General features: G+C 33.9%; 34 protein-coding genes. 7 read left to right on the top strand and 27 right to left on the bottom strand.

Features of this window, described 5'->3' with window-relative positions; translation table 11 throughout:
- Positions 1 to 188: 188 nt before the first annotated feature.
- Positions 189 to 1466 carry a metal-dependent hydrolase family protein gene (locus RM519_RS04700; RefSeq protein ID WP_311592411.1) on the bottom strand — a complete coding sequence of 426 codons (1278 nt, stop codon included), beginning with the start codon at positions 1464 to 1466 and terminating at the stop codon, positions 189 to 191.
- Between the two features lie 56 nt (positions 1467 to 1522).
- Here RM519_RS04700 and RM519_RS04705 point away from each other — a divergent pair, with 56 nt between their 5' ends.
- On the top strand, positions 1523 to 2203 hold the full coding sequence (locus RM519_RS04705; RefSeq protein ID WP_311592412.1) for an SDR family NAD(P)-dependent oxidoreductase: 681 nt from the start codon (positions 1523 to 1525) through the stop codon (positions 2201 to 2203).
- A 295-nt stretch (positions 2204 to 2498) separates the two neighbouring features.
- Here the strand turns inward: RM519_RS04705 and RM519_RS04710 are convergent, their stop codons facing one another.
- Both RM519_RS04710 and RM519_RS04715 read right to left on the bottom strand, forming a co-directional pair.
- On the bottom strand, positions 2499 to 4781 hold the full coding sequence (locus RM519_RS04710; RefSeq protein ID WP_311592413.1) for a M1 family metallopeptidase: 2283 nt from the start codon (positions 4779 to 4781) through the stop codon (positions 2499 to 2501).
- Positions 4782 to 4784: 3 nt separating this feature from the next.
- Complete coding sequence (locus RM519_RS04715) at positions 4785 to 5273, bottom strand: DUF6702 family protein (protein ID WP_311592414.1); 489 nt, start codon at positions 5271 to 5273, stop codon at positions 4785 to 4787.
- A 213-nt stretch (positions 5274 to 5486) separates the two neighbouring features.
- On the opposite strand from RM519_RS04715, the gene RM519_RS04720 reads away from it, so the two are divergent.
- From RM519_RS04720 to RM519_RS04745, 6 genes are read left to right on the top strand one after another with little or no spacing between them, the layout of a single operon-like run.
- On the top strand, positions 5487 to 6083 hold the full coding sequence (locus RM519_RS04720) for a SprT-like domain-containing protein (protein ID WP_311592415.1): 597 nt from the start codon (positions 5487 to 5489) through the stop codon (positions 6081 to 6083).
- 3 nt (positions 6084 to 6086) lie between these two features.
- Entirely contained in the window at positions 6087 to 7163 is a 1077-nt protein-coding gene (locus tag RM519_RS04725; protein WP_311592416.1) for a mannose-1-phosphate guanylyltransferase, read from the top strand.
- 10 nt (positions 7164 to 7173) lie between these two features.
- Complete coding sequence (locus RM519_RS04730; RefSeq protein ID WP_311592417.1) at positions 7174 to 8589, top strand: DUF389 domain-containing protein; 1416 nt, start codon at positions 7174 to 7176, stop codon at positions 8587 to 8589.
- A 14-nt stretch (positions 8590 to 8603) separates the two neighbouring features.
- On the top strand, positions 8604 to 10700 hold the full coding sequence (locus RM519_RS04735) for a TonB-dependent receptor family protein (protein ID WP_311592418.1): 2097 nt from the start codon (positions 8604 to 8606) through the stop codon (positions 10698 to 10700).
- A 59-nt stretch (positions 10701 to 10759) separates the two neighbouring features.
- Positions 10760 to 11881, top strand: coding sequence for a PQQ-dependent sugar dehydrogenase (locus RM519_RS04740; protein ID WP_311592419.1), 1122 nt, complete (start codon positions 10760 to 10762; stop codon positions 11879 to 11881).
- Between the two features lie 4 nt (positions 11882 to 11885).
- A complete protein-coding gene (locus tag RM519_RS04745) occupies positions 11886 to 12317 on the top strand; it encodes a DUF4488 domain-containing protein (protein WP_311592420.1) in 432 nt (143 codons plus the stop codon).
- 5 nt (positions 12318 to 12322) lie between these two features.
- On the opposite strand, the gene RM519_RS04750 is transcribed toward RM519_RS04745, so the two are convergent.
- The 24 genes from RM519_RS04750 to rpmC form a co-directional block, all read right to left on the bottom strand.
- Positions 12323 to 13237, bottom strand: coding sequence for a dimethylarginine dimethylaminohydrolase family protein (locus tag RM519_RS04750; protein WP_311592421.1), 915 nt, complete (start codon positions 13235 to 13237; stop codon positions 12323 to 12325).
- A gap of 70 nt (positions 13238 to 13307) precedes the next feature.
- Positions 13308 to 14594 (bottom strand): citrate synthase, encoded by a 1287-nt coding sequence (locus tag RM519_RS04755; protein ID WP_311592422.1) that lies wholly within the window; start codon positions 14592 to 14594, stop codon positions 13308 to 13310.
- Between the two features lie 206 nt (positions 14595 to 14800).
- The gene (gene eno, locus RM519_RS04760; protein ID WP_311592423.1) at positions 14801 to 16090 is read right to left on the bottom strand and encodes a phosphopyruvate hydratase; all 1290 of its coding nucleotides are present in this window, start codon (positions 16088 to 16090) and stop codon (positions 14801 to 14803) included.
- Between the two features lie 135 nt (positions 16091 to 16225).
- Positions 16226 to 17332, bottom strand: a complete 1107-nt coding sequence (gene carA / locus RM519_RS04765) for a glutamine-hydrolyzing carbamoyl-phosphate synthase small subunit (RefSeq protein ID WP_311592424.1) — start codon at positions 17330 to 17332, stop codon at positions 16226 to 16228.
- 101 nt (positions 17333 to 17433) lie between these two features.
- Positions 17434 to 17931, bottom strand: a complete 498-nt coding sequence (rplQ, locus tag RM519_RS04770) for a 50S ribosomal protein L17 (protein ID WP_311592425.1) — start codon at positions 17929 to 17931, stop codon at positions 17434 to 17436.
- A gap of 62 nt (positions 17932 to 17993) precedes the next feature.
- The gene (locus RM519_RS04775) at positions 17994 to 18986 is read right to left on the bottom strand and encodes a DNA-directed RNA polymerase subunit alpha (protein ID WP_311592426.1); all 993 of its coding nucleotides are present in this window, start codon (positions 18984 to 18986) and stop codon (positions 17994 to 17996) included.
- Between the two features lie 96 nt (positions 18987 to 19082).
- Positions 19083 to 19688: a 30S ribosomal protein S4 gene (gene rpsD / locus RM519_RS04780; RefSeq protein WP_311592427.1), complete on the bottom strand. Its 606-nt coding sequence runs from the start codon at positions 19686 to 19688 to the stop codon at positions 19083 to 19085.
- Positions 19689 to 19769: 81 nt separating this feature from the next.
- Complete coding sequence (gene rpsK, locus RM519_RS04785) at positions 19770 to 20150, bottom strand: 30S ribosomal protein S11 (protein ID WP_311592428.1); 381 nt, start codon at positions 20148 to 20150, stop codon at positions 19770 to 19772.
- A 106-nt stretch (positions 20151 to 20256) separates the two neighbouring features.
- Positions 20257 to 20631: a 30S ribosomal protein S13 gene (rpsM, locus tag RM519_RS04790; protein ID WP_311592429.1), complete on the bottom strand. Its 375-nt coding sequence runs from the start codon at positions 20629 to 20631 to the stop codon at positions 20257 to 20259.
- 2 nt (positions 20632 to 20633) lie between these two features.
- Complete coding sequence (gene ykgO, locus RM519_RS04795; RefSeq protein ID WP_013621733.1) at positions 20634 to 20750, bottom strand: type B 50S ribosomal protein L36; 117 nt, start codon at positions 20748 to 20750, stop codon at positions 20634 to 20636.
- A gap of 10 nt (positions 20751 to 20760) precedes the next feature.
- On the bottom strand, positions 20761 to 20976 hold the full coding sequence (gene infA, locus RM519_RS04800; protein ID WP_311592430.1) for a translation initiation factor IF-1: 216 nt from the start codon (positions 20974 to 20976) through the stop codon (positions 20761 to 20763).
- Positions 20976 to 22331 (bottom strand): preprotein translocase subunit SecY, encoded by a 1356-nt coding sequence (gene secY, locus RM519_RS04805; protein ID WP_311592431.1) that lies wholly within the window; start codon positions 22329 to 22331, stop codon positions 20976 to 20978. Before secY ends, infA begins: the two co-directional genes overlap by 1 nt.
- Before the next feature lie 11 nt (positions 22332 to 22342).
- Positions 22343 to 22795 carry a 50S ribosomal protein L15 gene (gene rplO, locus RM519_RS04810; RefSeq protein ID WP_311592432.1) on the bottom strand — a complete coding sequence of 151 codons (453 nt, stop codon included), beginning with the start codon at positions 22793 to 22795 and terminating at the stop codon, positions 22343 to 22345.
- A 15-nt stretch (positions 22796 to 22810) separates the two neighbouring features.
- Entirely contained in the window at positions 22811 to 22993 is a 183-nt protein-coding gene (gene rpmD, locus RM519_RS04815; protein ID WP_311592434.1) for a 50S ribosomal protein L30, read from the bottom strand.
- A gap of 12 nt (positions 22994 to 23005) precedes the next feature.
- The gene (gene rpsE, locus RM519_RS04820; protein WP_311592435.1) at positions 23006 to 23530 is read right to left on the bottom strand and encodes a 30S ribosomal protein S5; all 525 of its coding nucleotides are present in this window, start codon (positions 23528 to 23530) and stop codon (positions 23006 to 23008) included.
- A gap of 7 nt (positions 23531 to 23537) precedes the next feature.
- Entirely contained in the window at positions 23538 to 23888 is a 351-nt protein-coding gene (gene rplR / locus RM519_RS04825; RefSeq protein WP_311592437.1) for a 50S ribosomal protein L18, read from the bottom strand.
- A 12-nt stretch (positions 23889 to 23900) separates the two neighbouring features.
- Entirely contained in the window at positions 23901 to 24443 is a 543-nt protein-coding gene (gene rplF / locus RM519_RS04830) for a 50S ribosomal protein L6 (RefSeq protein WP_311592438.1), read from the bottom strand.
- Between the two features lie 12 nt (positions 24444 to 24455).
- On the bottom strand, positions 24456 to 24854 hold the full coding sequence (rpsH, locus tag RM519_RS04835) for a 30S ribosomal protein S8 (protein ID WP_311592439.1): 399 nt from the start codon (positions 24852 to 24854) through the stop codon (positions 24456 to 24458).
- A gap of 68 nt (positions 24855 to 24922) precedes the next feature.
- Positions 24923 to 25192, bottom strand: a complete 270-nt coding sequence (rpsN, locus tag RM519_RS04840; RefSeq protein WP_311592440.1) for a 30S ribosomal protein S14 — start codon at positions 25190 to 25192, stop codon at positions 24923 to 24925.
- Position 25193: 1 nt separating this feature from the next.
- The gene (gene rplE, locus RM519_RS04845) at positions 25194 to 25745 is read right to left on the bottom strand and encodes a 50S ribosomal protein L5 (protein ID WP_311592441.1); all 552 of its coding nucleotides are present in this window, start codon (positions 25743 to 25745) and stop codon (positions 25194 to 25196) included.
- A gap of 2 nt (positions 25746 to 25747) precedes the next feature.
- Positions 25748 to 26056: a 50S ribosomal protein L24 gene (gene rplX / locus RM519_RS04850; protein WP_311592442.1), complete on the bottom strand. Its 309-nt coding sequence runs from the start codon at positions 26054 to 26056 to the stop codon at positions 25748 to 25750.
- A 16-nt stretch (positions 26057 to 26072) separates the two neighbouring features.
- A complete protein-coding gene (rplN, locus tag RM519_RS04855) occupies positions 26073 to 26444 on the bottom strand; it encodes a 50S ribosomal protein L14 (protein WP_311592444.1) in 372 nt (123 codons plus the stop codon).
- Positions 26445 to 26450: 6 nt separating this feature from the next.
- On the bottom strand, positions 26451 to 26708 hold the full coding sequence (gene rpsQ / locus RM519_RS04860; RefSeq protein WP_311592445.1) for a 30S ribosomal protein S17: 258 nt from the start codon (positions 26706 to 26708) through the stop codon (positions 26451 to 26453).
- A gap of 9 nt (positions 26709 to 26717) precedes the next feature.
- Positions 26718 to 26909, bottom strand: coding sequence for a 50S ribosomal protein L29 (gene rpmC / locus RM519_RS04865; protein ID WP_311592446.1), 192 nt, complete (start codon positions 26907 to 26909; stop codon positions 26718 to 26720).
- Positions 26910 to 26913 lie beyond the last annotated feature (4 nt).

The following is a 26913-nucleotide window of genomic DNA, read 5'->3' on the forward strand; positions in this document are numbered from 1 at the left end:
GATGGAGTAATTTGGTTTAGCAGGTCTGTTGTGACACATTCCTTTTGGGGTGGGAGTGCAAAGCACGTAGCAACAAAAGTTCAACGCTAGTTGAATGTGTCACAACTTGTTATATCATAACAAAAAGTATTGTTATCCGGATTAAATTTCCAGGTAACCGTACTTTTTGTTATTTTTATTCTTTATTCTTACTGCTTGTAAATTTCACCTTCCTTCATCACAAACACCACTTTTTCCATGGTATGAATATTCTCTATTGGGTTTTCATCTACTGCAATAATATCGGCTAATTTTCCTGTTTCAATTACACCAATTTCATCTTGCATTTCTAGTATTTTGGCATTGGTTACCGTAGCAGATTGTATGGTTTCAATTGCTGGCATTCCTGCTTCTACCATATACCCAAATTCTTTACCGTTGATTCCATGTGTAAATACGCCTGCATCAGTTCCAAAAGCAATACCTACACCTTTTTTATAAGCCTTTCCAAAAGTTGCTTGAATCTTAGGCCCAATTTCTAAGGCCTTAGGCACTACAACATCTGGGTAATACCCTTTTATTTTCGCTTTGTCCGCTACTTCTCTACCAGCCGTTATTGTTGGCACTAAATAAGCATCATGTTCTTTCATTAATTCCATAGTTTCTTCGCTCATCAAAGTTCCGTGCTCTATGGTTTTTACACCACCTAAAACGGCACGTTGCATACCTTCATCACCATGGGCATGTGCAGCTACATGCATACCGTAATCTTTTGCCATAGTGGTAATGGCTTTTATTTCTTCAATTGTAAATTGTGGATTCTGTCCACTTTTAGCCACACTCAAAACACCGCCTGTAGCTGTGATTTTAATTAAGTCCGCCCCATTTTTATAACGTTGACGAACTGCCTTATTCGCGTCTTCGACACTGTTTACAACCCCTTCTTTCGGTCCTGGATTACCTGCCAAATCGTCTCTATAGCCATTGGTTGGATCTGCATGTCCACCGGTTGTTGCTAACGATTTTTCAGCCGTAAAAATTCGTGGTCCATCAATTTTACCGGCATTAATAGCATTTCTAAGGGACACATTTACACCGCTTCCACCTAAATCGCGCACAGTTGTAAATCCAGCCATCAAAGTACGTTCTGCAAAACGAACTGAATTATAAGCCATATCCGCATCATTACTAGTAAAACGCTCTAAGTACTTTTTAGGGTTAGTTTCACCTTCTAAATGCACGTGCATATCAATAAGTCCAGGCATCACTGTTTTAGACTTTAAATCAATAACAACATCGCCTTCGGCTGCACTGGTATATCCTTTGTCTACTGAAAGTATTTCCTTACCAGATACCACAACGGTCATCTCGTTTAATACTTTACCTGATTTTGTGTCGATTAATTTCCCGCAATGTAAATAGGTCTTTTGACTAAAAGCAATAATAGATACGAATAGGAAAATCCCTAAAATGACGTTGTTTTTCATGATGTAGAAGAATTATTTGGTTTATTTTTACCAAATATAACAATAAAATATAGGGGATGAAAAATGTAATTGTAACAGGTGCCAGTCGTGGAATTGGTTTTGAATTAATTCAATTATTTGCCAAAAACGACTATAATGTATTAGCAATATCTAGAAATATTGACCCTATTGAAAAATTACAGGTTAAAAACATTACCAGTATTTCTGCAGATTTATCTGAGGCATTAGACTTAGAACGTATTTCAACTTATATAAAAGACAACCTAAATCAAATAGACATTCTTATTCATAATGCAGGTGCACTTATCAATAAACCTTTTACCGAATTATCTTCTGAAGATTTTATAAATGTTTATAAGGTAAATGTTTTTGCAGTTGCAGAACTGACTAAACTATCTATTCCGTATTTAAAGAAAGGGTCTCATGTTGTTACCATTTCTAGTATGGGTGGAATTCAAGGAAGTTTAAAATTCCCTGGGTTAGCCGCTTATAGTTCCTCTAAAGGTGCCGTGATTACGTTAATGGAATTATTGGCAGAGGAATATAAAGATACCGGAATAGTCTTTAACACCTTGGCTCTTGGTGCTGTACAAACTGAAATGTTACAAGAGGCATTTCCAGGGTATGAAGCCCCGGTTACGCCTGCACAAATGGCTGATTATATTTACAATTTTGCTCTAAACGGAAATACCGTTTACAACGGCAAAGTATTGCAAGTGTCATTGAGTACGCCTTAATAAAAGAAAATGCCTGAAAAGTAATTGTTTATTGGAATTGTCAGTCTGAGCCTGTCGAAGACAAATTGATAGTTGGATTTATAGAAACTTCGACAAGTCCTGTTTGACAGTGAATTTGTACTTTTCAGCCAACCTAAATTTTATATCAAAACTTCATACAACTAATGTTCTTTGGCTATAAGAACCTATAACAACACTTCGACAGGCTCAGTGTGACTGTTTAGGTAGACAGGAACACACTCCATAAAAAAAGGCTTGGTTAAACCAAGCCTTTTTAATTTCAATTTTTAATTTCTTACTCCCCTGCTCTATTAGCACGTTGCATTGGGTTTTCTCTAGAATACCCTTTTCTAAACAATTCAAACTGTGTAGGAACTTTTGCATGTGGCCATGCATTATTACTGACATCAGTATCTGCAGTTTCTAAGTTTGGATCTAATTGTACAGATCTTACTTTTTGATCAAAAATGAAAACTTTAGTTACTTCGTTCTCGTGTTTTCTCCAAATTTCCGCAGGAATCTTAATTGTTTCCTTAGAGTTATCTTCAAATGTAAACTCCAAAATCAATGGCATTGGAATACCTCCTTTGTTAGAAAACTTCATTTCATAAAACTGCTTTCCAGAATTTAGTAAGGCAATATCCTCATCAGATAATCTTTGCTTTAATTTATCATATTCCTTTGCGTGTAATCCATCAACATCATTCTTGTCATATGTTGTGTAGAAATCGTTTAACGAAGGATCTTTTTCATTGTAAGTTTCCTTTATTAATTCATTATTTCTCACTTCACCAATTGGTGTCGCTGCTTCATTTTCTAATTCCTTAGCACGTGGTAAATCTACAGTTGCATTACCCGTATTTAACTCATACCACTTTACTCCATCAATGCTAATATCTACGTGATCTGTTGTATAGAACCACGCTCTCCAGAACCAATCTAAATCTACAGCAGAGGCATCTTCCATTGTTCTAAAGAAATCTGCAGGCGTTGGGTGCTTAAACTTCCATCTTTCAGAGTATGTCTTAAACGCGTGGTCGAATAACTCGCGTCCCATAATTGTTTCTCTTAAAATATTCAATCCAGTTGCTGGTTTTCCGTAAGCATTGTTACCAAATTGCCAGATAGATTCTGAGTTTGTCATAATAGGAGAAATATTATCTTTATTACCTCTCATATAATTTGTCATTAAATGAGCAGGACCTCTTCTTGACGGATAATTTCTTTCAAATTCTTGTTCTGTTAAGTACTGCATAAACGTATTTAAACCTTCATCCATCCATGTCCATTGACGCTCATCTGAATTTACAATCATCGGGAAGAAGTTATGACCAACCTCGTGAATAATTACCCCAATCATTCCGTATTTAGTTCTAGCAGTATAGGTTCCGTCTTTTTCCGGACGTCCAAAGTTGAAACAAATCATTGGATACTCCATTCCTATTGATGCAGCATGTACTGAAATTGCTACTGGATATGGGTAATCGATTGTATACTTAGAATATGTTTTAATTGTATGCGCAACAACCTTTGTTGAGTACTGTTCCCATAATGGGTTTCCTTCTTTTGGATAGTAAGACATACACAACACATCCTTACCTCCCACTGGTTGATTCATTGCATCCCAAATAAACTTACGAGATGATGCAAATGCGAAATCTCTTACGTTCTCCGCTTTAAACACCCAAGTTTTCTTATCTGTTGCTTTTTTCTTTTCAATCTCTTCAGCTTCGTCTTGTGTTACAATAATAACTGGCGTATCAGATGTTCTTGCTTTTGCCAAACGCTCTCTTTGCGCAGCTGTTAAGACTTTACTTTCGTTTGCCAATTCACCCGTAGCACCAACAATGTGGTCACTTGGAACTGTAATGGCAACTTCGTAATCTCCAAAAGGCAATGCAAATTCTCCTCTACCTAAGAACTGCTTGTTTTGCCATCCTTCTACATCGTTATAAACACACATTCTTGGAAACCATTGAGCAATAGTATACAAGTAATTATCATTCTCTGCAAAATACTCGTATCCACTACGTCCTCCAATTTTCATTCGGTCGTTAATATTGTACCACCATTTAATTTTGAAAGAAATAGACGAACCTTCTGTTAATGGTGTATCTAAATCTATACGCAACATTGTTTTGTTGATATAGTATTTCATACCTCTACCTGAAGTTGTAGTAACACCTTCAATTTTAAATCCGCCATCAAACTCGAACAACTTTGATTTAATAGATTCAATAGATTTAAAGTCTTCCATACGTTCAACCTCAATTAAGTGTGTATCAGAATCTGATGCACGCATATTTTGGTCCAATTGAATCCATAAATATTCTAGGTTGTCTGGAGAATTGTTGGTGTAAGTAATTGTCTCTTCTCCAATAATTTTTTGTTCTTCATCAATAAGCTCTACGTTAATTTTGTAGTCTGCTTGTTGTTGATAATAGTTGTGACCTGGCGCTCCGGCCGCATTTCTGTATTCATTTGGAGTCGGCAACAATTGCTCTAATTGAGCAAATTTGTTTTGTCCAACCGCCAACAACGGTAACAAAAGTGCTACAAGAAGTGATTTTTTGTACATGGATTATTTATTTAAGTTAATTATTTGAATTCTATTTGTGTATAAAAATGGTTTGGAATACGATTTATCATTATGATAAAACGTCATTTTATTTTGTTGTTCTTTATGCATTTCCATCAAAGCATCAAACTTTACTTTTATCGTGTCTTGCAATTCTACTGCATCAGACTCCAAATAAAAATAAGTTACGCCATCTAACTTCGATTCAAAACCAAGTAAATTAAAACTTACCGGCGTTTTAAATGTAACCTTGAAATGACTTAATAAATAGGCCTCCAAAACTTTAAATTCTTCCGAATCTACATGAACCTTCTCTAAATGACCTACAGGCTTATTAATGTTTTCTAATGCATGTTCCAAATCGTGCGTAGAAATTGAAATGGTTGTTTCAAATTTACTGCTACTGTTATTAAATGCCATTTCTGCAAAGGCAAAATAATAATCGTGGGCGAACATGGTAGTTGATGCGAATAAAAAAAGTAGTAATTTCATTAAACTTTTAAAATTAATTCGCAATTGTACAATTTTTTACTGAATTAAAATATGAAAATTGTCATAAAATGTGATTTAAATGCAGTTACTTAATTCCTATTAATCATATAGGATACAGATAAAAAAGTGTGCTTTAAAAACAATTACATTTCTATTTTAATAATGACTTTAACAAAATATGTAAACAAAAGAAAAAACATATCTTTGTAATTCATGAATAATCCCTTATTAAATCATCTTCCTAAGGATGCTTATCCTTTAGTTTTAGAATTGCTAAACAAGTATCCGCACACTTTAAAAATTGTGAATCAACGGAGTTCGAAACACGGTGATTTTAGAAAAACTAAAGAAGGAAAATATCAAATTACGATTAACAACAATTTAAATCAATATCAATTTTTGTTGACCTTAATACACGAAGTTGCTCATTTAGTAACCCATTTAAATTTTAAAAGAGTGCAACCCCACGGTATAGAATGGAAAATGACTTTTCAACATTTAATGTTGCCATTTGTAAATCCATCCATTTATCCAATGGAAATATTACCTCATTTGGCAAACTACTTAAAAAACCCAAAAGCGAGTACGGATTCTGATGTGCATCTATCTCTTGCCTTGAAATCTTTTAATCAAAAGTCAGATAAGAATTTTATCTTTGAAATACCTTTTGGGTCAGATTTCACATTTAAAAACCGTACATTTCGTATGGGTACTAAACGCAGAACAAGATACGAGTGCTTAGAATTGCACTCTAATAAAACTTATTTATTCAATCAGAACGTTGAAGTTAAAATGATTGTTACAAATTAATTAATGAATAAAAATTTATACACAATAATAATGGCAGGTGGTTTTGGCTCAAGATTTTGGCCAATGAGCACTAAAAAATTCCCAAAACAATTTCAAGATATTCTTGGGGATGGAGCTTCCGTTATTCAAACTACTTACAATAGAGTCACAAAATTAGTACCAAGTGAAAATATTCTTGTTTCTACTAATAATAGTTATAAAGACCTTGTTCTAGAGCAACTGCCAAAATTATCTGAAAATGATTTAATTCTGGAACCATGCAAACGCAGTACAGCTCCTTCTATTCTATATGCAGCTTTAAAAATATATCAGAAAAATCCTGATGCAATTATGTTAATTGCTCCTAGTGATCATTGGATTAAAAATGAGGGTAAATTTATAAACAGTGTTTCTAAGGCATTTGATTATTGTAAAAGCAATGATGTTTTAATGACCTTAGGAATTAGACCCATTACACCAACAACTGAATACGGCTATATAAAGTATAAGAATGAAAGCAATGAAATTAAACAAGTATTAGAATTTGTTGAAAAACCAAATATTGAAAAGGCCGAGGAATATTTAGAGCAAGGAGACTATTTATGGAACGCGGGAATATTTATATGGAGTGCAAAAAGTATTATAAAGGCTTTTAAAAAAGAGCTTCCTGAAATGACAAAATTGTTTGAGGAAGGGAATACCGTTTACAATACTGAAAATGAAAAGTCATTTATTGAAAATAACTATCACCATGCAGAAAATCTTTCAATAGATTTTGGAGTACTAGAGAATGCAAATAACATTTGTGTGCTACCCGTTGATTTTGAATGGAATGATTTAGGGACGTGGAATTCATTGTACAGTAAAATTCCTAAGGACGACCAAAATAATGCAATTATTGGAGGTGAAACACTTTTAAATAACGCTAAAAACAATATCATCAGAACCCAAACTCATAAAAAAGTGGTGATACAAGGTTTGAGTGATTATATTGTTGTAGAAAAAGACAATGTACTTTTTATATGCCCGAAAAACGAAGAAAAAGATATAAATAAAATTACGAAAAAGGTAACAGATAAATTTGGCGATAATTTAGTTTAAACATTTTACTATGAGTGAAGAAACAGAAAATATGCAGACGCCTGAAGAACCAAAAAAGAGATCGGATTTAGGCACTATATTTAACGACTTATTAGTATTTCTGAAGGAAATACTTGATATCCGTTTTGATACTGATAAAAAAGCGACTATCGAAGATGTTAAGGATAATATCTCAATGAAAGGGCATACTGCATGGGTGTTGGTATTTTCTATTCTAATTGCATCTATCGGATTGAACGTAAGTTCTCCAGCAGTAGTAATCGGTGCCATGCTTATTTCTCCTTTAATGGGCCCTATTTTAGGTGTTGGATTGTCTATTGGAATTAATGATATTGATACCCTAAAAAGGTCATTTGTAAATCTTGGAGTAATGATTGGATTAAGTTTAGTTACTTCGTTTCTTTTCTTTAAAATTCCACTTTTCCAAGATTTAACTCCAGAAATTGAAGCCAGAATTGCCCCTGACGCAAGGGATGTTTTTATTGCAATTTCAGGTGGTTTGGCATTGATACTTGCCATGAGCAGAAGGTCTAAACAAACCAATACTATTGCCGGTGTGGCAATTGCTACAGCCCTAATGCCTCCGCTATGTGTTGCTGGTTATGGTCTTGCAGTTTGGAACTGGAGTTACTTTTCTGGAGCCATGTTTTTATTTACAATCAATGCAATATTTATTGCATTAGCGACTTTTTTAATTGTAAAGTTTTTACAATTTCCAATGGTTAAATACATCAATTCGGCAAAAAGAAAAAGAGTTGCACAAGTCGCTTCCTTTCTTGCATTGGTTATTTTTAGTTTTAGTGTTTTTCAGTTTTATAAACTTTATAAGATTGATCAATTTGGCATTAATGCAAAGCATCTTATAGAAGCAATGAAACAAAGCGGTGTTCACATTTTTGATTCCAATAAAGGTGATATTGACTATAAAACTAAATCTATCAAACTGATTATTTATGGTGATGCAATGTCCCAATCTGAAGTGGAGAGTTGGAACAATCGCTTATCTGAATTTGAACTTACCAATGTAAAACTTAATATTGAACAGAGTCAGAGTACGGACTTACAGAATAAAGTTGAACAACTCACCGATTTATATGCAAGAAATCAAGAAATTATTGTGTCTAGAGATGAGAAAATTAAAACAAGTGAAGATAAAATAAAAGAACTTCAAAACGAATTGGATAAATATTACCGAGTACCATTTTCTAAGGTTAGAGACGAAGCCAGAATTGTGTATTCAGGTCTTAAAACATTGAGTTACGGTCACGTCATGACTACCAACTTCCAGTCTATAGATACTATTTCAATTTTTGCAGCAAGTTGGTACGATTCTATTCCTAACACCAAACAGCAAGAAGTAAAACTGAAACTTTGGTTAAAAACAAGATTGGAGTTAGATTCAGTTATTTTAATTGAACAAAAATAGTCGGTTCTTAGCTAATGAGATGTACATTTTCAGGGCTTCTAGTTCTCTTATCATTTTATACAACGTATAGTCAAAAGGAAGTAGTTCATCAAACTGACTCCATTCAAAACTCAGAATTGCTAGACGAAATCGTTGTGAAGTCGTCGCATTTTAGAAGTTCCTTAAAGTCAACTCCATCTTCAATTAGTGTATTAAAATCTGCGGTAATTAACTCTAGTAATACTATAAATATTGCATCTGTGTTAAATACCATTCCAGGGCTATATATGCATAATGGAACCCTAACTACAAACAGGATAACGATTAGAGGTATCGGTTCTAGAAATCTTTTCGGCACCAGTAAAATAAGAGCCTATTACAAAGACATACCATTAACTAACGGGTCAGGGTTTTCAACTATAGAAGATATTGACATGAAGGCTATAGGTTCTGTTGAAATTTTAAAAGGTCCTTCTTCAAGTTTATATGGGTCAGGCCTTGGGGGAACAATACAAATTAATCCGTTTTCTAATAAGAACAATTCGTTTGGAAGTATAGAATATTACAATGGTTCTTTCGGAATGCAAAAAATAAACGCTATTATAAACTACTCCAGTTCAAACGGCAGCACTTCTATAATATACTCGAACCTCCACAGCGACGGTTATCGAGAAAACAATGAAACAGATAGAGAAACAATTAGTTTAAATTCCAGTTATAATTTAAACGAAAACAATCAATTAAATATTTTTGCAACATATATAGATTTAAAAGCATTTATCCCAAGTTCATTAAATGAGCAAGACTATATAAACGATCCAACAAAAGCAGCATTTACTTGGGGGCGTGCAAAAGGATATGAAGATTATAAAAAGGGTCTATTTGGTTTATCTTGGCAACATAAATATTCACAAAATACCGAACAATATACAAGTATTTTTACTTCATTTTTAGATGCATACGAACCTAGACCTTTTAACATATTGCAAGAAAAGACAAACGGAATTGGTATTAGAAGCAGGTTAAACTCTAGTTTTCAACTTTTTTCTAAACAATTTGAATATGTAATAGGTGGAGAGTTATTTTCAGACACTAATGAATACCAGACCTTTGAAAACTTGTATAGAGAATACCCTCCAGAAACCGGAAGTGTACAAGGTGGCTTATTGAGCGATTTAAAAGAAAAACGCAGTTATTTTAACTTATTCTTAGATTCAAAGTATCATTTTTCAAATACTTTATTTCTAAGTGCAGGTTTAAATCTGAACAAAACCTATTATGACCTTACTGATTATTACAACAACGAAAATGATAATTTATCTGGAGATTATAAATATGATTTAATTGTTTCTCCAAAGGCTGCCTTAACCTATGCTTTCGCTAAAAACAATATGGTTTTTATTAGTTCATCTCATGGATTCTCTACGCCTTCTTTAGAAGAAACCTTATTACCCAATGGATTAATAAATACAGCTATTAAACCAGAATCGGGCTGGAATTTTGAAATTGGATCTAGAGGACAGATTATTAAAAATCATTCATATGACGTAGCACTATTCCGAATGAATGTAAAGGATCTACTTGTTGCACGCCGAACTGGTGATAATCAATTTATTGGAGTAAATGCTGGTAAAACAACGTATAACGGGTTGGAAATAGCAACTTACCATCAATTGATTAAATCCGACAATATTGATCTAAAAATTCATAACGCTTTTACTTTAAACAATTTTAAGTTTAAAGATTTTGTAACTGAACAGAATGATTATTCTGGGAACGATCTAACTGGTGTTCCTAACCAAGTTTTCAATTCTAGCTTATTTCTTAATTTCAAGTCTGGTGCCTATATAAGTGCTAATTATAACTATATTGGTTCAATTCCAATGCGAGATGACAATAGTAAGTATTCCGAAAGTTATCAAATTATAAATACAAAATTTGGATTTAAAGCCGCTTTATTTGAAAACGTAATTTTCGACTTCTACGGTGGAATAAATAATATATTTGACGAGAAATACGCTTCTATGCTTTTGATTAACGCAAGTAGTTTTGGAGGAAATGCACCAAGATATTATTACCCTGGCGAACCTATAAATTACTACTTCGGGATGCAATTGAATTATCAATTTTAAATAATTTAATGCTCATTAAAATTTTGTAGCTTTACATTCTATTTCTTAATACAGTAATTATGAAAAAACTTCTTTTCTTACCAATTCTAGCATTAGTCTCACTTGTTTCATGTGAAAATAAAAATGCCAATGCATTGGTTTATAATTCAACTGAAAATCCAGCGGTAACTTTAGAATTAGAAACGATCATTGAATCTAAACGACCTTGGAGTATGACCTTTTTATCTGATGACACGATGCTCGTTACTGAGATTGATGGCAAGTTATTGTTGGTTAAAAATGGAACTAAAACTGAAATAGACGGGTTGCCAGAAATTGAAGTTAGAGGTCAAGGAGGATTATTAGACATTGAAGCGCACCCAAATTATAGTGAAAATGGGTGGATCTATTTTACTTATGCAACTTCTGAAGGAGATTCGAATGATGGAGCAAACACAGCAGTTATGCGTGCCAAAATAGAAAACAATACACTTGTGAAAAAAGAGCAACTATACCGTGGAACTCCGAACGAAAAATCTGGAAATCATTTTGGTTCAAGATTGGCTTTTGACAAGAATAACTTCCTTTATTTTAGTATTGGAGATCGTTTTAATAGAGATGTAAATCCTCAAGACATTACCAAAGATGGCGGTAAAATTTACAGATTGAATGATGATGGATCAATACCAGAAAGCAATCCATTTCATAATGAACCTAATGCTAAAAAGGCAATTTTTACATTCGGAAATAGAAACCCTCAAGGAATGGCATTAAATCCTGAAACAGGTGAAATATGGACTCACGAGCATGGCCCTAAGGGGGGAGATGAAATAAATATTATGCAAGCTGGAAAAAATTATGGCTGGCCCAAAGCGAGTTATGGAATAAACTATAATGGCACTACCCTTACCGAACATACTTCCTTACCCGGGATGGAAGATCCGATCCATTATTGGGTACCATCTATTGCGCCTAGTGGGATGGAATTTGTTACTAGCGAACGCTATCCATCATTGAAAGGAAATCTACTTGTAGGCTCACTAAAATTCCAATATTTAAATCACTGCCATTTAGAAAACAACAAAGTGGTAAAAGAAGAAAAATTATTTGAAAACATTGGGCGTGTGCGTTCTGTAAAACAAAGCCCTGATGGTTTTATATATCTGGCCGTTGAAGGGAAGGGAATTCTAAAGATTAAATAATTAGATGAAGAAACTTTATCTATTAATGGTTATCGCTATGACCATTATTTCTTGTGCTCACAATGAAAATTCGACTGCGTCTATTAAAGGTACTTGGAAATTATTTTATGGCTCAATTGAGGAAAATGATTCGTTACAAATTAAAGATATTAGCAAATCTGATTTTATCAAAATAATAAACGCTTCTCATTTCTCTTTTTTCAACCAAGTAAAGGGAACTTCTGAAAGTTTTTATGGTGGCGCAGGAACTTATACACTAAATGGTAATGATTATGTTGAATCATTAAACTACATAGGGTCAACTGATTTAAGAGGACATAAATTTCCATTTAAAATAGAGTTGAAAGGAGACACTTTAATTCAATATGGTCATGAAAAAGTGGAGGCCGCAAATATAGATCGATATATTGTAGAGAAATATGTTAGAATAAAGTAAATTTCTTATTCTCTAATTAATGGTAGCGTTGAACAACGTAACAAACCTTCTTGTTTTGCAATTTCAGAATAATTTACTTCTTCTACGTTAAATCCTTGTGCTCGTAGCCATGAATTCAATCGCGTAAAATTCTTTTCAGAAATAATAACTTCAGGAGAAATTGAAAACACATTGGAATTCATATTATACATTTCCTCTTTAGTGATTTCAAAAATATTTTCCTTACCAAACAAGTCTACTAAAAACTGATATTCTTTCTCAACTAAAAATCCGTTTTTATGTATAATAGCCTTATTGGTTCCTATTGGTTGAAAACAGCAATCTAAATGTAAAGCATTGTTTTTTGCATCTGTGTTAGATTTTCTCAATTCAAATGACTTCACCATTTTATCAGGAAATAATTCTTGTAAAGCCATTACCGCATCCATATTTGTACGAGCAGTAATATAATCTGGATAATCATCTCCAGAATAAGTTCCGACAAAAATATAATCACCCCAGGGCATTACATCTCCTCCTTCAACATGTGCTTCTTCGGGTAATTCAAAAATACAATCCGAATTAAACGTTTTAAGAATATGATCTATGGCATGTATCTCTCTATCCCGATCGGGAAGAATATTGGCACGAATAAATTTATCTTCAATAACAAAGCCTATATCTCTAGAAAATATTTGATTATAATTTTCAATAATTGTTGGTCTATAAACTGTAACATTGTGTTTCTTAAAAACTTCAGACACCTCATCCATTTCTTTAATCATATCCACTTCTTTTGGATAAGTACCGGCCTTTACATGTTCCATCGATTTAGGATCGTAGCATTCCGATAATTTTGGAGTAGGACCATTACTATTTGCCGTTCCTAATATAACTGCTTGCAATGGTGAGGTTTCGTTTTCAATATTAAATTTAAACATAGCGCAAAAAAATGTCGTTCAAATCATGACTTAGATTTGAACGACAAATGTACTTATTACTTTCTAAATATTATCTATTTTCTACTGGTACAAATGCTCTTTCTGTAGCACCTATATAAATTTGTCTTGGTCTTCCAATTGGTTCTTTACGCAATCTCATTTCTCTCCATTGTGCAATCCAACCAGGTAAACGTCCTAGTGCAAACATCACAGTAAACATTTCTACTGGAATACCCATGGCTCTATAGATTATTCCAGAATAGAAATCTACGTTTGGATATAATTTTCTAGATACAAAATACTCATCCGTTAAAGCTTCTTGTTCTAATCCTTTTGCAATTTCAAGAATTGGATCATTTACACCTAAATCTGCTAGTACTTCATCAGCTGCAACTTTAATTATTTTTGCTCTAGGATCAAAGTTCTTATATACTCTATGACCAAAGCCCATTAATCTAAATGGATCATTCTTGTCTTTTGCTTTTGCCATATACTTCTTAGTATCTCCTCCATCTTCTTTTATAGCTTCAAGCATTTCTAATACAGCTTGATTTGCACCACCATGCAATGGTCCCCATAATGCCGAAATCCCTGCTGATAAAGAAGCAAACAACCCTGCATGAGACGAACCTACAACTCTAACCGTAGAAGTTGAGCAATTTTGCTCGTGATCCCCATGTAAAATCAATAATTTATCTAAAGCTTCAACTAGGATAGGGTTTAACTTATACTCTTCATTTGGTTGTTTGAACATCATTTTTAAAACGTTCTCTACATATCCTAAAGAGTTGTCTCCGTAATCTAAAGGCAATCCTTGCTTTTTACGCATTGTCCAAGAAACCAATACAGGGAACTGCCCCATAATTCTTACAATAGCGTTGTACATGGCCTCTTCTGAACTAACATCTACAGATCCTGGATTAAATGCCGTTAAAGCACTTGTCAATGAAGACAACACGCCCATTGGATGCGCTGCCTTAGGAAAGGCATCCAAAATCTTTTTTACATCATCATCAACAACTGAATTCTTTTTAATATCGGCATGGAATTTCTCTAATTCCTCCTCCGTTGGTAATTCCCCAAAAATTAACAAATATGCAACCTCTAAAAAGTCAGCCTTCTCTGCTAATTCTTCGATTGAATATCCTCTATATCTCAAAATTCCTTTTTCTCCTTCTAAAAAGGTAATTTCACTTACACAAGATCCTGTATTTTTGAATCCTGGATCAATTGTAATCACGCCATTTGTTGCGCCTCTTAATTTAGATATGTCTATCGCTTTTTCATTCTCAGTCCCTACATATGTTGGGAATTCGAATACCTCTCCATTAACTTCTAATTTTGCTTTATCTGACATATTCATTTTATTTTTTTATTCATTTTATCCGAGCACGAAATTACGAAAAATCGTCCTCAATTAAAAGTTAAATTGGTCTTAATATAGGTTTCACAAATTCGATTATCTTCTTTTAAATAATTATCATTTTCACCAATAAAAAACTCGTTTATAACAAAAAAAACCAACACTTTTTACAATGTTGGCTTTTTGCTTTCAAATAAAAATTAATTTATTTTAAATGCTTTTTCCTTCGGATAATAGGCTGTTTCTCCTAACTCCTCCTGAATTCTTAATAACTGGTTGTATTTAGCCATTCTATCAGAACGAGAAGCTGAACCTGTCTTAATTTGACCTGTATTTAACGCTACAGCTAAATCTGCAATTGTATTGTCTTCTGTTTCACCAGATCTGTGAGACATTACTGAAGTGAACCCAGCATTATGCGCCATATTAACTGCTGCAATAGTTTCTGTTAATGTTCCTATTTGATTTACTTTAATTAGAATTGAGTTTGCAATATTATTTTCAATCCCTCTAGACAAACGCTCAACATTAGTTACGAATAAATCATCCCCAACTAATTGAACTTTTTCTCCAATTTTATCAGTTAAATATTTCCAACCATCCCAGTCATTCTCATCCATTCCATCTTCAATAGAAATAATTGGATATTTTGCAGCTAACTCTGCCAAATAATCTGCTTGTTCTTCAGATGTTCTAATCACACCACTATCTCCTTCAAATTTCTTGTAATCGTATTTTCCATCAACATAAAATTCTGCTGCTGCACAATCCAACGCTAACATTACTTCTGACCCTGCTTTGTAACCAGCCTTCTCTATCGCAGCCAAAACCGTATCTAAAGCATCTTCCGTTCCGTCGAATGTTGGAGCAAATCCACCTTCATCACCAACCGCTGTGCTTAAATTACGATCGTGTAAAATTTTCTTTAGGTTATGGAAAATTTCACTACCAATTTGCATTGCATGTGTAAAGTTTTCTGCACCTACAGGCATTACCATAAATTCTTGAAATGCAATTGGCGCATCAGAATGTGAGCCTCCGTTTACAATATTCATCATTGGCACAGGTAAAGTGTTTGCACTTACGCCACCAACATATCTATATAAAGGCAAATTCAATTCATTTGCGGCTGCTTTTGCCACTGCCAAAGAAACACCTAAAATAGCATTGGCTCCTAATTTAGCTTTATTTGGAGTTCCATCTAAATCAATCATTAATTGATCTATAGAATTTTGTTCAAATACAGATACTCCTAACAATTCACCAGAAATGATTTCATTTACATTCTTAACTGCCTTTAAAACTCCTTTACCCATGTAGCTATCTCCGCCATCTCTCAGTTCTACAGCTTCGTGTTCACCAGTTGATGCTCCTGAAGGGACTGCTGCTCTTCCTAGCACACCGTTTTCAGTAACTACATCTACTTCTACAGTAGGATTACCTCTTGAATCAAAAATTTGTCTTGCATGAATGTTTATAATGATACTCATTTCTTTCTTTTTTTAATTATTTATACGGATGCAAAGATACAAAAACCCCTACGTACCAATGTTACATAGGGGTTAAATTCTTAAATTATTGCGATATTCTAAAATTCAGTTATGAATTTTAGAAACTCTTTATTTTTACTTCGCCTTTTTAATATTCTCAATAAATTGGTCAAATAAATAAGAAGAATCATGCGGCCCAGGACTTGCTTCTGGGTGATATTGTACTGAAAAACAGTTTTTATCCTTCATTTGTATACCCGCAACAGTCTCGTCATTTAAATGTATATGCGTTAATTCAAAATCTTCATTCTTTTCTAAAGACTCTTTACTAACAACAAATCCATGATTCTGAGAGGTTACTTCTCCTTTACCAGTTACCAAATTCTTTACTGGATGATTAATTCCTCTATGCCCATTGTGCATTTTATAAGTTTCAATACCATTTGCCAAAGCAATTACTTGATGCCCTAAACAAATACCAAATAAAGGTAAGTCTCTTTTAATAATCTCCTTTGCAACATTCCGAGCATCTACTAGCGGTGTTGGATCACCGGGGCCATTTGATAAGAAATACCCATCTGGATTAAATGAAGCTAAATCTTCAAAAGTAGCGTTGTATGGAAATACTTTTACTTGACAACCTCTCTTAACCAAATTACGGATGATGTTCTTTTTAATTCCAATATCCAAAGCAGCTATTTTATAGGTAGCTGAATCTTCACCAACAATATAAGACTGTTTTGTAGAAACTTTTGACGCCAATTCCAACCCATCCATAGAAGGTTGTTCAGCTAATTGCTTCTTTAATGTTTCAATATTATCAACATCTGTAGAGATTACCGAATTCATCGCTCCTTTATCTCTTATATAACGTACTACCGCTCTGGTATCCACATCTGAAATTGCGATTAAATTTTGCTTTTCAAAATAATTCTCTAAAGAATCATTTGCACGATCACGAGAATAATTGAAACTAAAATTTCTACAAACTAATCCTGCAATCTTTACAGAATCAGATTCTATTTCTTCATCATTCACTCCGTAATTACCAATATGCGCATTGGTAGTTAACATCATTTGACCATAATAAGATGGATCTGTAAATATTTCTTGATACCCGGTCATACCTGTATTGAAACATATTTCTCCAAATGCTGATCCTTCAATGCCAATTGACTTCCCTTCGAAGATGGTTCCATCTTCCAACAATAATATTGCTTTTTTGTGCTGCTTATACTCCACTTTAAATCCTTTGTTTTCTTAAATTATTTCCGTTCAAATATAAAAAAAAGGATAAACTAACAATTAGCTTATCCTTTTATATTATCAACGAGTTATCCTCATTACTCTTCAGTTGCTTCTGGTTCAGAAGTTGTTGGTGCTTCTTCTACAGCTTCAACAGGTGCAGCAGTCGCTTCAACTTTTTTCGTTCTACCTCTACGAGTAGACTTTTTCTTCTTCTTACCATTCGGGTTGTACAATTCGTTGTAATCAACTAATTCTACCATTGCCATAGAAGCGTTATCTCCTTGACGGTTCCCTAATTTGATAATTCTTACATAACCACCTGGACGATCCGCAACTTTTTGCGATACCTCCTTAAACAATTCAGTAACAGCAAACTTATTTCTTAAGTAACTAAATACAATTCTACGGTTGTGTGTAGTATCGTCTTTAGACTTTGTAATAAGTGGCTCTACATATTGACGTAAAGCTTTCGCTTTCGCTACAGTAGTGTTAATACGTTTGTGCTCAATAAGAGAACAAGCCATATTTGATAACATCGCCTTTCTGTGCGCTGTCTTTCTTCCTAAGTGATTGAATTTCTTTCCGTGTCTCATGACATTTACTTTTTACTTTCATCTTGCTTCAACCCAAATATTGGGGCGCAAAATATGAAAGGTTAATCTTTATCTAATTTATACTTGCTTAAATCCATACCGAAATTCAAACCTTTTACTGCAACTAACTCATCTAGTTCAGTTAAAGACTTTTTACCGAAGTTACGGAACTTCATTAAGTCATTTTTATTGAATGATACTAAGTCTCCTAATGTATCTACTTCTGCCGCTTTTAAACAGTTTAATGCTCTTACTGAAAGATCCATGTCAATTAACTTAGTTTTAAGCAATTGTCTCATATGTAACGATTCCTCGTCGTAAGTTTCAGTTTGTGCAATTTCATCAGCCTCTAAAGTAATACGCTCATCAGAGAATAACATAAAGTGGTGAATCAATATTTTTGCAGCTTCAGTTAATGCATCTTTCGGTGCAATTGAACCATCAGTAACGATATCAAATACTAATTTTTCATAATCCGTTTTTTGCTCTACACGGAAATTCTCTACAGCATACTTTACATTCTTTATTGGAGTGTAAGTAGAATCAGTAAAAATTGTTCCTAAAGCAACACCTGCCTTTTTGTTTTCCTCTGCAGGTACAAATCCTCTACCTTTTTCAATGGTAATTTCGAATTGTAAGTTTACAGAAGTTTCCATGTTACAGATAACTAAATCTGGATTTAACACTTGGAATCCTGAAATGTGCTTTTGTAAGTCTCCAGCAGTTAACTGACCTTGATCAGAAACAGAAACATTTACAGTTTCTCTATCTGTATCATCAATTTGCTTTTTAAAACGTACTTGTTTTAAGTTCAAAATAATCTCAGTTACGTCTTCTACGATTCCTTTGATTGTTGAGAACTCATGTTCAACTCCTTCAATACGAATTGAAGTAATTGCAAACCCTTCTAAAGATGAAAGTAAAACTCTTCTCAAAGCGTTACCAACCGTTAAACCAAATCCTGGTTCTAATGGTCTGAATTCAAATCTACCTTCAAACTCGGTAGAGTCGATCATTATTACTTTATCAGGTTTTTGAAAATTTAATATTGCCATTTTATTCTTCTTTTTAATTGTTGTTTGCTTGCGCGGTTCATAAGTTTGAAGAAATACTTATGAACCCTTTGGCCAAACTTCAATATGATTAATTTATTATTTAGAATACAATTCTACGATTAATTGTTCCTTGATGTTTTCAGGAATCTGTAATCTTTCTGGTGCCGTTACAAAAGTTCCTTGTAAAGTTTCACCATTCCAAGTTAACCACTCATAAACATTGCTATTATTAGCTAATGAATTTTCGATAGCCTCTAAAGATTTAGATTTTTCTCTTACTGCAATAACATCTCCTGCTCTTAATGAATAAGAAGGTACATTTACAATCTCTCCGTTCACAGTAATATGTCTGTGAGAAACTAATTGTCTTGCACCATTACGTGTAGGAGCAATTCCTAAACGGAAAACAACGTTATCTAAACGAGACTCTGCCAATTGTAATAATACCTCACCGGTAATACCTCTACTTGCAGATGCTTTTTTAAATAAACCTCTAAATTGACGCTCTAATATACCATAAGTATATTTTGCTTTTTGCTTTTCTTGTAACTGTACAGCATACTCAGATTTTTTACCTCTTCGTTTGTTGTTACCGTGTTGTCCTGGAGGAAAATTTCTTTTCTCAAAAGACTTGTCCGCTCCGTAAATTGCTTCTCCGAATTTACGTGCGATTTTTGTAGTTGGTCCTGTATATCTTGCCATTTCTTTGTGTATTAATAGGGATTATGAATTAAGGCTTAAACTCCTTCGATAATCTTGTTCCTATTGTTAGAATTAATTTAATTATACTCTTCTTCTTTTTGGAGGACGACATCCATTATGTGGCATTGGTGTAACATCAATAATTTCTGTTACTTCAATTCCATTGTTATGAAGTGTTCTCATTGCGTTCTCTCTTCCGTTTCCTGGTCCTTTAACATAAGCTTTCACTTTTCTTAAACCAGCTTCGTGAGCAACAGCTGCACAATCTTCAGCAGCAGTTTGAGCAGCATATGGAGTGTTCTTTTTAGAACCTCTAAAGCCCATTTTACCAGCTGATGACCATGAAATTACATCACCTCTTTTGTTTGTTAATGAGATAATGATATTGTTAAATGAAGCAGTAATGTGTGCTTCACCAACTGCTTCAACAACAACTTTACGTTTTTTACTTGTCTTTGCCATATTTTATAGTTTTTAGTTGTTAGCTATAGTTGCTAGAATCCTAAACATTTCTATTTCAAACAGATTCATCTAACTTCTAATTTCTAATGACTAACGCCTTTATTTATTATTTAGTTGCTTTCTTTTTGTTTGCTACTGTCTTACGCTTACCTTTTCTAGTTCTAGAGTTGTTTTTAGTTCTCTGACCTCTTAATGGTAAACCTGTTCTGTGACGAATACCTCTGTAACATCCAATATCCATCAAACGTTTGATGTTCAATTGCGTTTCAGAACGTAATTCACCTTCAATAGTAAACGTTCCAACTTGCTCACGAATGGCTGCAATTTCTGCATCGTTCCAATCTTGAACTTTTTTACTTTCGTCAACTTTTGCAGCCTCCAAGATCTCTTGGGCTCTGCTTCTTCCTATTCCAAAAATGTAAGTTAATGCAATAACTCCTCTTTTATTTTTAGGAATATCAATACCTGCTATTCTTGCCATAATTACCCTTGTCTTTGTTTAAATCTAGGATTCTTTTTGTTGATTACATATAATCTGCCTTTTCTACGCACAATCTTGCACTCGGCACTTCTTTTTTTAATTGATGCTCTAACTTTCATCGTTTATTTTTTAATATCTATAAGTAATTCTTGCCTTTGTTAAATCATAAGGACTCATTTCTAATTTCACTTTATCCCCTGGTAACAATTTAATATAATGCATACGCATTTTACCAGAAATATGTGCCGTTACTATGTGCCCGTTTTCAAGTTCTACACGAAACATTGCATTAGACAATGCTTCTGTTATAGTTCCGTCTTGTTCAATTGCTGATTGCTTGGCCATTATGCTACTGATTTTCTTTTAGTTCCTGTTTTCATTAAACCATCATAATGACGATTTAATAAATGTGAATTTATCTGCTGAATTGTATCAATAGCTACTCCAACCATAATTAATAATGAGGTACCACCATAGAACATTGACCATGACTGTTGTACTCCAAATTTAATTACAAAGGCAGGTAATATTGCTAGCAATGCTAAGAATATAGATCCTGGGAATGTTATTAAAGATAAAATTCTATCTAAATAATTATCAGTTTCTTTTCCTGGTCTAATTCCAGGAATAAATCCTCCACTTCTTTTAATAGAAGCCGCCATCTCGTTCGTAGGAACTGTAATAGCAGTATAGAAGAAACTAAAAATGATAATTAAAGTTGCAAATAATACATTGTATCCAACTCCAGAAAAATCTGCAAACATTGCTGCTACGCTTTTTACACCTTCCGATGTAAAATCAGCCGTAACTAAAGCCGAAGGAACAAACATAATTGCTTGTGCAAAAATAATAGGCATTACACCTGCTGCGTTCAACTTTAAAGGAATGTATTGTCTACTTCCTGCAACATCTGTTACTGTACCTGCTACTGTTTTACGAGCATACTGCAAAGCAACTTTTCTGATTGCTGTAACTAAATAAACACATGCTAAAATTACTGCAAACCAAACAATGATTTCAATTAAGATCATCATAATTCCACCAGCACCACCATTCGTAGTTTTAGACGCAAACTCTTGCGCAAATGCACTAGGGAATCCTGCAATAATACCAATCATAATTAACAATGAGATTCCGTTTCCGATTCCTTTATCAGTAATCTTTTCACCTAACCACATTGCAAAGATAGATCCAGTTGTTAATAATACTAAAGAAGTTATCCAAAATAAGGTATTTCCTTGACCCATTATAAATGCCTCTGCAGGAATACCTAAAGAAGGTAAACTAGCAATATAAGCAGGTCCTTGAACCAACGTAATACCAATAGTTAACCAACGTGTTATTTGAGTAATCTTTTTATTACCACTTTCTCCGTCTTTCTTTAATTTCTGCAAATAAGGAATTGCAATACCCATTAACTGAACAACAATAGATGCCGAGATATAAGGCATTACTCCTAATGCCATTACCGATGCTCTAGAAAATCCACCACCAGTAAACATATTAATCATATCAAGGATTCCACCGGCTCCACCAGAATTGCTATTCAAAGAATCAGCAATAACACTACCATCTAAACCAGGTAGTGTTACTTGTGCTGCAAATCGGTAGATCACCATGAAACTAAGTGTAATAAGAATCTTATTTCTTAATTCCTCGATTGACCAAATGTTTTTAACTGTTTCTATAAATTTCTTCATCTATATAACTATTATAAAGTTGCTGCTTCACCTCCAGCCGCTTCGATAGCCGCTTTTGCAGTTGCAGTAAATTTATGTACTGTTACGTTCAATTTCGCTTTTAACTCTCCTCTTCCTAAAATCTTCACTAGATCATTTCTACGAGCTAAACGATTTTCTACTAATACATCCATTGTTACCGTATCAGTAATTTTACCATTTTCAACAAGTTCCTGTAACTTATCAAGGTTTACTCCAACATACTCTTTACGATTAATGTTAGTAAAACCAAACTTAGGTACACGCTTTTGTAAAGGCATTTGTCCACCCTCGAATCCTATTTTTCTAGAATATCCAGAACGCGACTTTGCTCCTTTATGACCTCTTGTTGCAGTTCCACCTTTACCAGAACCTTGTCCTCTACCAACTCTTTTCGCTGCTCCTTTTACAGAACCCGCTGCTGGTTTTAAGTTATTTAATGCCATAACTGTTTATATCTGTTATTTAACTTCCTCAACGGAAATTAAGTGTTTAACTGTATTTACCATTCCAAGGATTGCTGGCGTAGCTTCATGCTCTACAACCTGATCAATCTTACGTAAGCCTAATGCTTCTAACGTTCTCTTTTGGTTCTGAGGACGTCTTATCTTACTTTTTACTTGTGTAACTCTAATTTTTGCCATCGTCTAATTGATTTATCCTTTAAACACTTTTTCTAAAGAAATACCTCTAGCCTTCGCAACATCAACTGCACTACGCAATTGCAATAAAGCATCAAAAGTTGCTTTTACTACGTTGTGAGGGTTAGAAGAACCAATAGATTTTGATAATACATCATGTACACCAACTGATTCTAATACCGCACGTACTGCTCCACCGGCAATAACTCCCGTACCGTGAGATGCTGGCTTTAAGAATACTCTTGCTCCACCAAATTTACCTTTTTGTTCGTGTGGTAATGTTTGGTTTATAATTGGAATTCTTACCAAGTTTTTCTTAGCGTCTTCAATTGCTTTTGCAATAGCAGATGCTACATCTTTAGATTTTCCTAATCCATGTCCAACTACACCGTTACCGTCACCAACAACAACAATAGCAGAAAAGCCAAATGCTCTACCTCCTTTTGTTACTTTAGTAACACGTTGTACTCCAACTAAATGATCTTGTAGTTCTAAACCACTAGGTTTAACTCTTTCTACGTTTTTATATGAACTGCTCATAATCTAATTAAAATTTTAAACCTGCTTCTCTTGCAGCTTCTGCTAGAGTCTTAACTCTACCGTGATACAAATAACCATTTCTATCAAAAGCACAAGTTTCGATTCCTGCTTTCGATGCAGCGTCAGCGATTGCTTTACCAGTTGCTGCTGCTACTTCGTTCTTAGAACCTGAAGCAATTGCTTTATCTCTTGATGATACAGATGCTAAAGTAGTACCCGCAACATCATCTATTAACTGAGCATAAATCTCTTTGTTACTTCTAAAAACTGATAATCTTGGTTTAGATGCAGTTCCAGAAACAACTTTTCTGATTCTATACTTAATTCTTTGTCTTCTTTCTAGCTTTGATAATGCCATAATTTCTATAAATTATGCAGTTTTACCTGCTTTTCTTCTAATTTCTTCACCAACAAATTTAACTCCTTTTCCTTTGTATGGCTCTGGCGTACGGAAAGAACGAATCTTTGCAGCCACTTGACCAACTAATTGTTTGTCATGAGAAGTTAATTTAACGATAGGGTTCTTTCCCTTTTCTGACACTGTCTCTACTTTTACCTCTGGAGCAATATTTAAAACAATATTGTGAGAGAATCCTAAAGCTAAATCCAGTTTTTGACCTTGATTTGATGCTCTATAACCTACTCCGACTAATTCTAATTCTTTAGACCAACCTGTGGTAACTCCTTGAATCATATTATTGATTAAAGCTCTATATAAACCATGTTTTGCTTTATGGTCTTTACTATCTGAAGGGCGCTCTACAGAAACAACTCCTTCTTCAACTTTAACAGATACTTCTTTTATCTCTTGAGATAACTCTCCTAATTTTCCTTTTACAGTAACAATGTTGTTGTTTACTTCAATTGTTACACCATCAGGAAGTGCGATTGGATTATTTCCTATTCTTGACATCTTTCCTAATTTTTAATAAACGTAACATAAAACTTCACCACCAACGTTATCTTGAACTGCTTGCTTGTTTGTCATTACTCCATTTGAAGTAGAAACAATAGCAATACCTAGTCCATTTAAAACTCTTGGCATTTCTTTAGCCCCAGCATACTGACGTAAACCTGGTGTACTAACTCTTTCGATATTCTTAATTACCGATTCTTTTGTTTGACGGTCATATTTTAAGGCAATCTTGATACTTCCTTGTACAGAATTATCTTCGAATTTGTAACTTAAAATATACCCTTGATCAAACAAAATTTTTGTGATTTCTTTCTTCACATTTGAAGAAGGAATCTCAACAACTCTGTGTCCTGCTGCTACAGCATTTCTAACTCTTGTTAGATAATCTGCAATTGGATCTGTATACATATATATTAATTTGCGGTTCAGGTTTTTGGCACTATTGCCAAACTACGAACCAATTTATAATTCTAATTTTACCAAGAAGCTTTTCTAACTCCTGGTATCAAACCTTGGTTTGCCATTTTACGGAATGTCACACGTGAAATTCCGAACTGACGCATATAACCTTTTGGTCTTCCCGTTAATTTACAACGATTATGCATACGTATTGGTGATGCATTTTTTGGTAACTTTTGTAATGCTTCGTAATCTCCAGCTTCTTTTAAAGCCTTTCTTTTCTCAGCATATTTTGCTACTGTTTTCGCTCTTTTAACCTCACGGGCTTTCATTGATTCTTTAGCCATCTTAGTTCTTTTTAAAAGGTAAACCTAGTTCGTGTAATAATGATTTCGCTTCCTTATCAGTAGGAGCAGATGTTACAAATGTAATATCCATACCACCAATTTTGTTTACTTTATCAATATCAATTTCTGGGAAAATGATTTGCTCAGTAATACCTAAATTGTAGTTACCTCTACCGTCAAAACCAGTTGCTTTGATTCCGTTGAAATCACGTACACGTGGCAATGATGCAGTTACTAATCTATCTAAAAACTCATACATTTTCTCACCTCTCAACGTAACTTTCACACCAATTGGCATTCCTTTACGTAATTTAAAGGTAGCAACGTCTTTTTTAGACATTGTAGATATTGCTTTTTGACCAGTGATTTTCATCAACTCTTCTAAAGCGTGATCTATTAATTTCTTATCAGCTACAGCAGCACCTACTCCTTTACTAACTACAATTTTTTGTAATTTAGGAACTTGCATTACATTTTTGTAACCGAATTCTTCAGTAAGAGCAGAAACTATTCTACTCTTATATTCTTCTTTAAGTCTTGGTGTATATGCCATAACTAAATTGCTTTATCCGTTTTTTTAGATACCCTAACTTTCTTGTCGCCTTCCATTTTGTATCCCACTCTTACAGTAGCACCATTTTCAATCAAACCTAAGTTTGAAATATGGATTGAAGCTTCTTTCTTTACAATTCCTCCTTGTGGATTCTCTGCGCTAGGTTTTGCGTGCTTAGATACCATATTGACACCTTCTACAATCGCTCTATTTTTAGCAATGATAACTTTCACTACTTTTCCTTCTTCACCTTTGTGATCACCAGCTAATACTCTAACTGTATCTCCTGACTTTATCTTTAATTTTGCCATCGTTTCTTATAGTTTATTAAAGCACTTCAGGTGCTAATGATACAATTTTCATGAATTGCTTTTCACGAAGTTCTCTTGCAACCGGTCCAAAAACACGTGTTCCTTTCATTTCACCAGAAGTACTGTCTAATAATACACATGCATTATCATCAAAACGGATATAAGATCCATCTCTTCTTCTAACTTCTTTTTTGGTACGAACAACAACAGCTTTTGCTACTTGACCTTTTTTTACCGATCCGTTTGGTGTAACTTGTTTCACTGAAACAACAATTTTATCACCAATTGAAGCATAACGCTTTTTAGTTCCTCCTAAAACACGAATTACTAAAACTTCTTTTGCTCCAGTATTGTCAGCTACTCTTAATCTTGATTCTGTCTGTAACATAATAAATTATTTAGCTCTTTCTAGGATTTCTACTAATCTCCAACGTTTCGATTTACTCAACGGACGTGTTTCCATAATTTTAACAGTGTCTCCAATGTTACAATCATTTGTTTCGTCGTGTGCAACATACTTCTTCGTTTTTAAAACGAACTTTCCGTACATTGGGTGCTTTGTTTTCTTTACCTCTGCAACAACAATAGACTTATCCATTTTGTTACTAGAAACAACACCAATTCTCTCTTTTCTAAGATTTCTTTTTTCCATCTTTAAATACTATTGTACTTCTCTATTAGTTAATTCCGTTGCAATTCTCGCAACAGTTTTTCTAAGGGCTTTCAATTGCATCGGAGTTTCCAACGGTGTAATAGCATGAGCCATTTTAAGATCAGTATAATTTTTTTTCAACTGTACAAATTTCTCTTGTAGATCTTCAGCTGATAATTCTTTAATTTCTGATTGTTTCATTCTT

Origin of the sequence: Urechidicola vernalis (genome assembly GCF_031846385.1) — a bacterium.
GTDB lineage: Bacteria > Bacteroidota > Bacteroidia > Flavobacteriales > Flavobacteriaceae > Urechidicola > Urechidicola vernalis.

Coding starts and splice junctions, on each gene's coding strand:
- RM519_RS04700 (WP_311592411.1), bottom strand. CDS start 1,466: ATGAAAAACAACGTCATTTTAGGGATTTTCCTATTCGTATCTATTATT.
- RM519_RS04705 (WP_311592412.1), top strand. CDS start 1,523: ATGAAAAATGTAATTGTAACAGGTGCCAGTCGTGGAATTGGTTTTGAA.
- RM519_RS04710 (WP_311592413.1), bottom strand. CDS start 4,781: ATGTACAAAAAATCACTTCTTGTAGCACTTTTGTTACCGTTGTTGGCG.
- RM519_RS04715 (WP_311592414.1), bottom strand. CDS start 5,273: ATGAAATTACTACTTTTTTTATTCGCATCAACTACCATGTTCGCCCAC.
- RM519_RS04720 (WP_311592415.1), top strand. CDS start 5,487: ATGAATAATCCCTTATTAAATCATCTTCCTAAGGATGCTTATCCTTTA.
- RM519_RS04725 (WP_311592416.1), top strand. CDS start 6,087: ATGAATAAAAATTTATACACAATAATAATGGCAGGTGGTTTTGGCTCA.
- RM519_RS04730 (WP_311592417.1), top strand. CDS start 7,174: ATGAGTGAAGAAACAGAAAATATGCAGACGCCTGAAGAACCAAAAAAG.
- RM519_RS04735 (WP_311592418.1), top strand. CDS start 8,604: ATGAGATGTACATTTTCAGGGCTTCTAGTTCTCTTATCATTTTATACA.
- RM519_RS04740 (WP_311592419.1), top strand. CDS start 10,760: ATGAAAAAACTTCTTTTCTTACCAATTCTAGCATTAGTCTCACTTGTT.
- RM519_RS04745 (WP_311592420.1), top strand. CDS start 11,886: ATGAAGAAACTTTATCTATTAATGGTTATCGCTATGACCATTATTTCT.
- RM519_RS04750 (WP_311592421.1), bottom strand. CDS start 13,237: ATGTTTAAATTTAATATTGAAAACGAAACCTCACCATTGCAAGCAGTT.
- RM519_RS04755 (WP_311592422.1), bottom strand. CDS start 14,594: ATGTCAGATAAAGCAAAATTAGAAGTTAATGGAGAGGTATTCGAATTC.
- eno (WP_311592423.1), bottom strand. CDS start 16,090: ATGAGTATCATTATAAACATTCATGCAAGACAAATTTTTGATTCAAGA.
- rplQ (WP_311592425.1), bottom strand. CDS start 17,931: ATGAGACACGGAAAGAAATTCAATCACTTAGGAAGAAAGACAGCGCAC.
- RM519_RS04775 (WP_311592426.1), bottom strand. CDS start 18,986: ATGGCAATATTAAATTTTCAAAAACCTGATAAAGTAATAATGATCGAC.
- rpsD (WP_311592427.1), bottom strand. CDS start 19,688: ATGGCAAGATATACAGGACCAACTACAAAAATCGCACGTAAATTCGGA.
- rpsK (WP_311592428.1), bottom strand. CDS start 20,150: ATGGCAAAGACAAGTAAAAAACGTAAAGTTGTTGTTGAAGCAGTTGGT.
- rpsM (WP_311592429.1), bottom strand. CDS start 20,631: ATGGCAAGAATAGCAGGTATTGATATTCCTAAAAATAAAAGAGGAGTT.
- ykgO (WP_013621733.1), bottom strand. CDS start 20,750: ATGAAAGTTAGAGCATCAATTAAAAAAAGAAGTGCCGAGTGCAAGATT.
- infA (WP_311592430.1), bottom strand. CDS start 20,976: ATGGCCAAGCAATCAGCAATTGAACAAGACGGAACTATAACAGAAGCA.
- secY (WP_311592431.1), bottom strand. CDS start 22,331: ATGAAGAAATTTATAGAAACAGTTAAAAACATTTGGTCAATCGAGGAA.
- rplO (WP_311592432.1), bottom strand. CDS start 22,795: ATGGCATTAAATAACTTAAAACCAGCAGCGGGTTCTGTAAAAGGAGCA.
- rpmD (WP_311592434.1), bottom strand. CDS start 22,993: ATGGCAAAAATTAGAGTTACACAAGTAAAAAGTAAGATAAGACGTCCT.
- rpsE (WP_311592435.1), bottom strand. CDS start 23,530: ATGAGCAGTTCATATAAAAACGTAGAAAGAGTTAAACCTAGTGGTTTA.
- rplR (WP_311592437.1), bottom strand. CDS start 23,888: ATGGCATTATCAAAGCTAGAAAGAAGACAAAGAATTAAGTATAGAATC.
- rplF (WP_311592438.1), bottom strand. CDS start 24,443: ATGTCAAGAATAGGAAATAATCCAATCGCACTTCCTGATGGTGTAACA.
- rpsH (WP_311592439.1), bottom strand. CDS start 24,854: ATGTATACAGATCCAATTGCAGATTATCTAACAAGAGTTAGAAATGCT.
- rpsN (WP_311592440.1), bottom strand. CDS start 25,192: ATGGCTAAAGAATCAATGAAAGCCCGTGAGGTTAAAAGAGCGAAAACA.
- rplE (WP_311592441.1), bottom strand. CDS start 25,745: ATGGCATATACACCAAGACTTAAAGAAGAATATAAGAGTAGAATAGTT.
- rplX (WP_311592442.1), bottom strand. CDS start 26,056: ATGGCAAAATTAAAGATAAAGTCAGGAGATACAGTTAGAGTATTAGCT.
- rplN (WP_311592444.1), bottom strand. CDS start 26,444: ATGTTACAGACAGAATCAAGATTAAGAGTAGCTGACAATACTGGAGCA.
- rpsQ (WP_311592445.1), bottom strand. CDS start 26,708: ATGGAAAAAAGAAATCTTAGAAAAGAGAGAATTGGTGTTGTTTCTAGT.
- rpmC (WP_311592446.1), bottom strand. CDS start 26,909: ATGAAACAATCAGAAATTAAAGAATTATCAGCTGAAGATCTACAAGAG.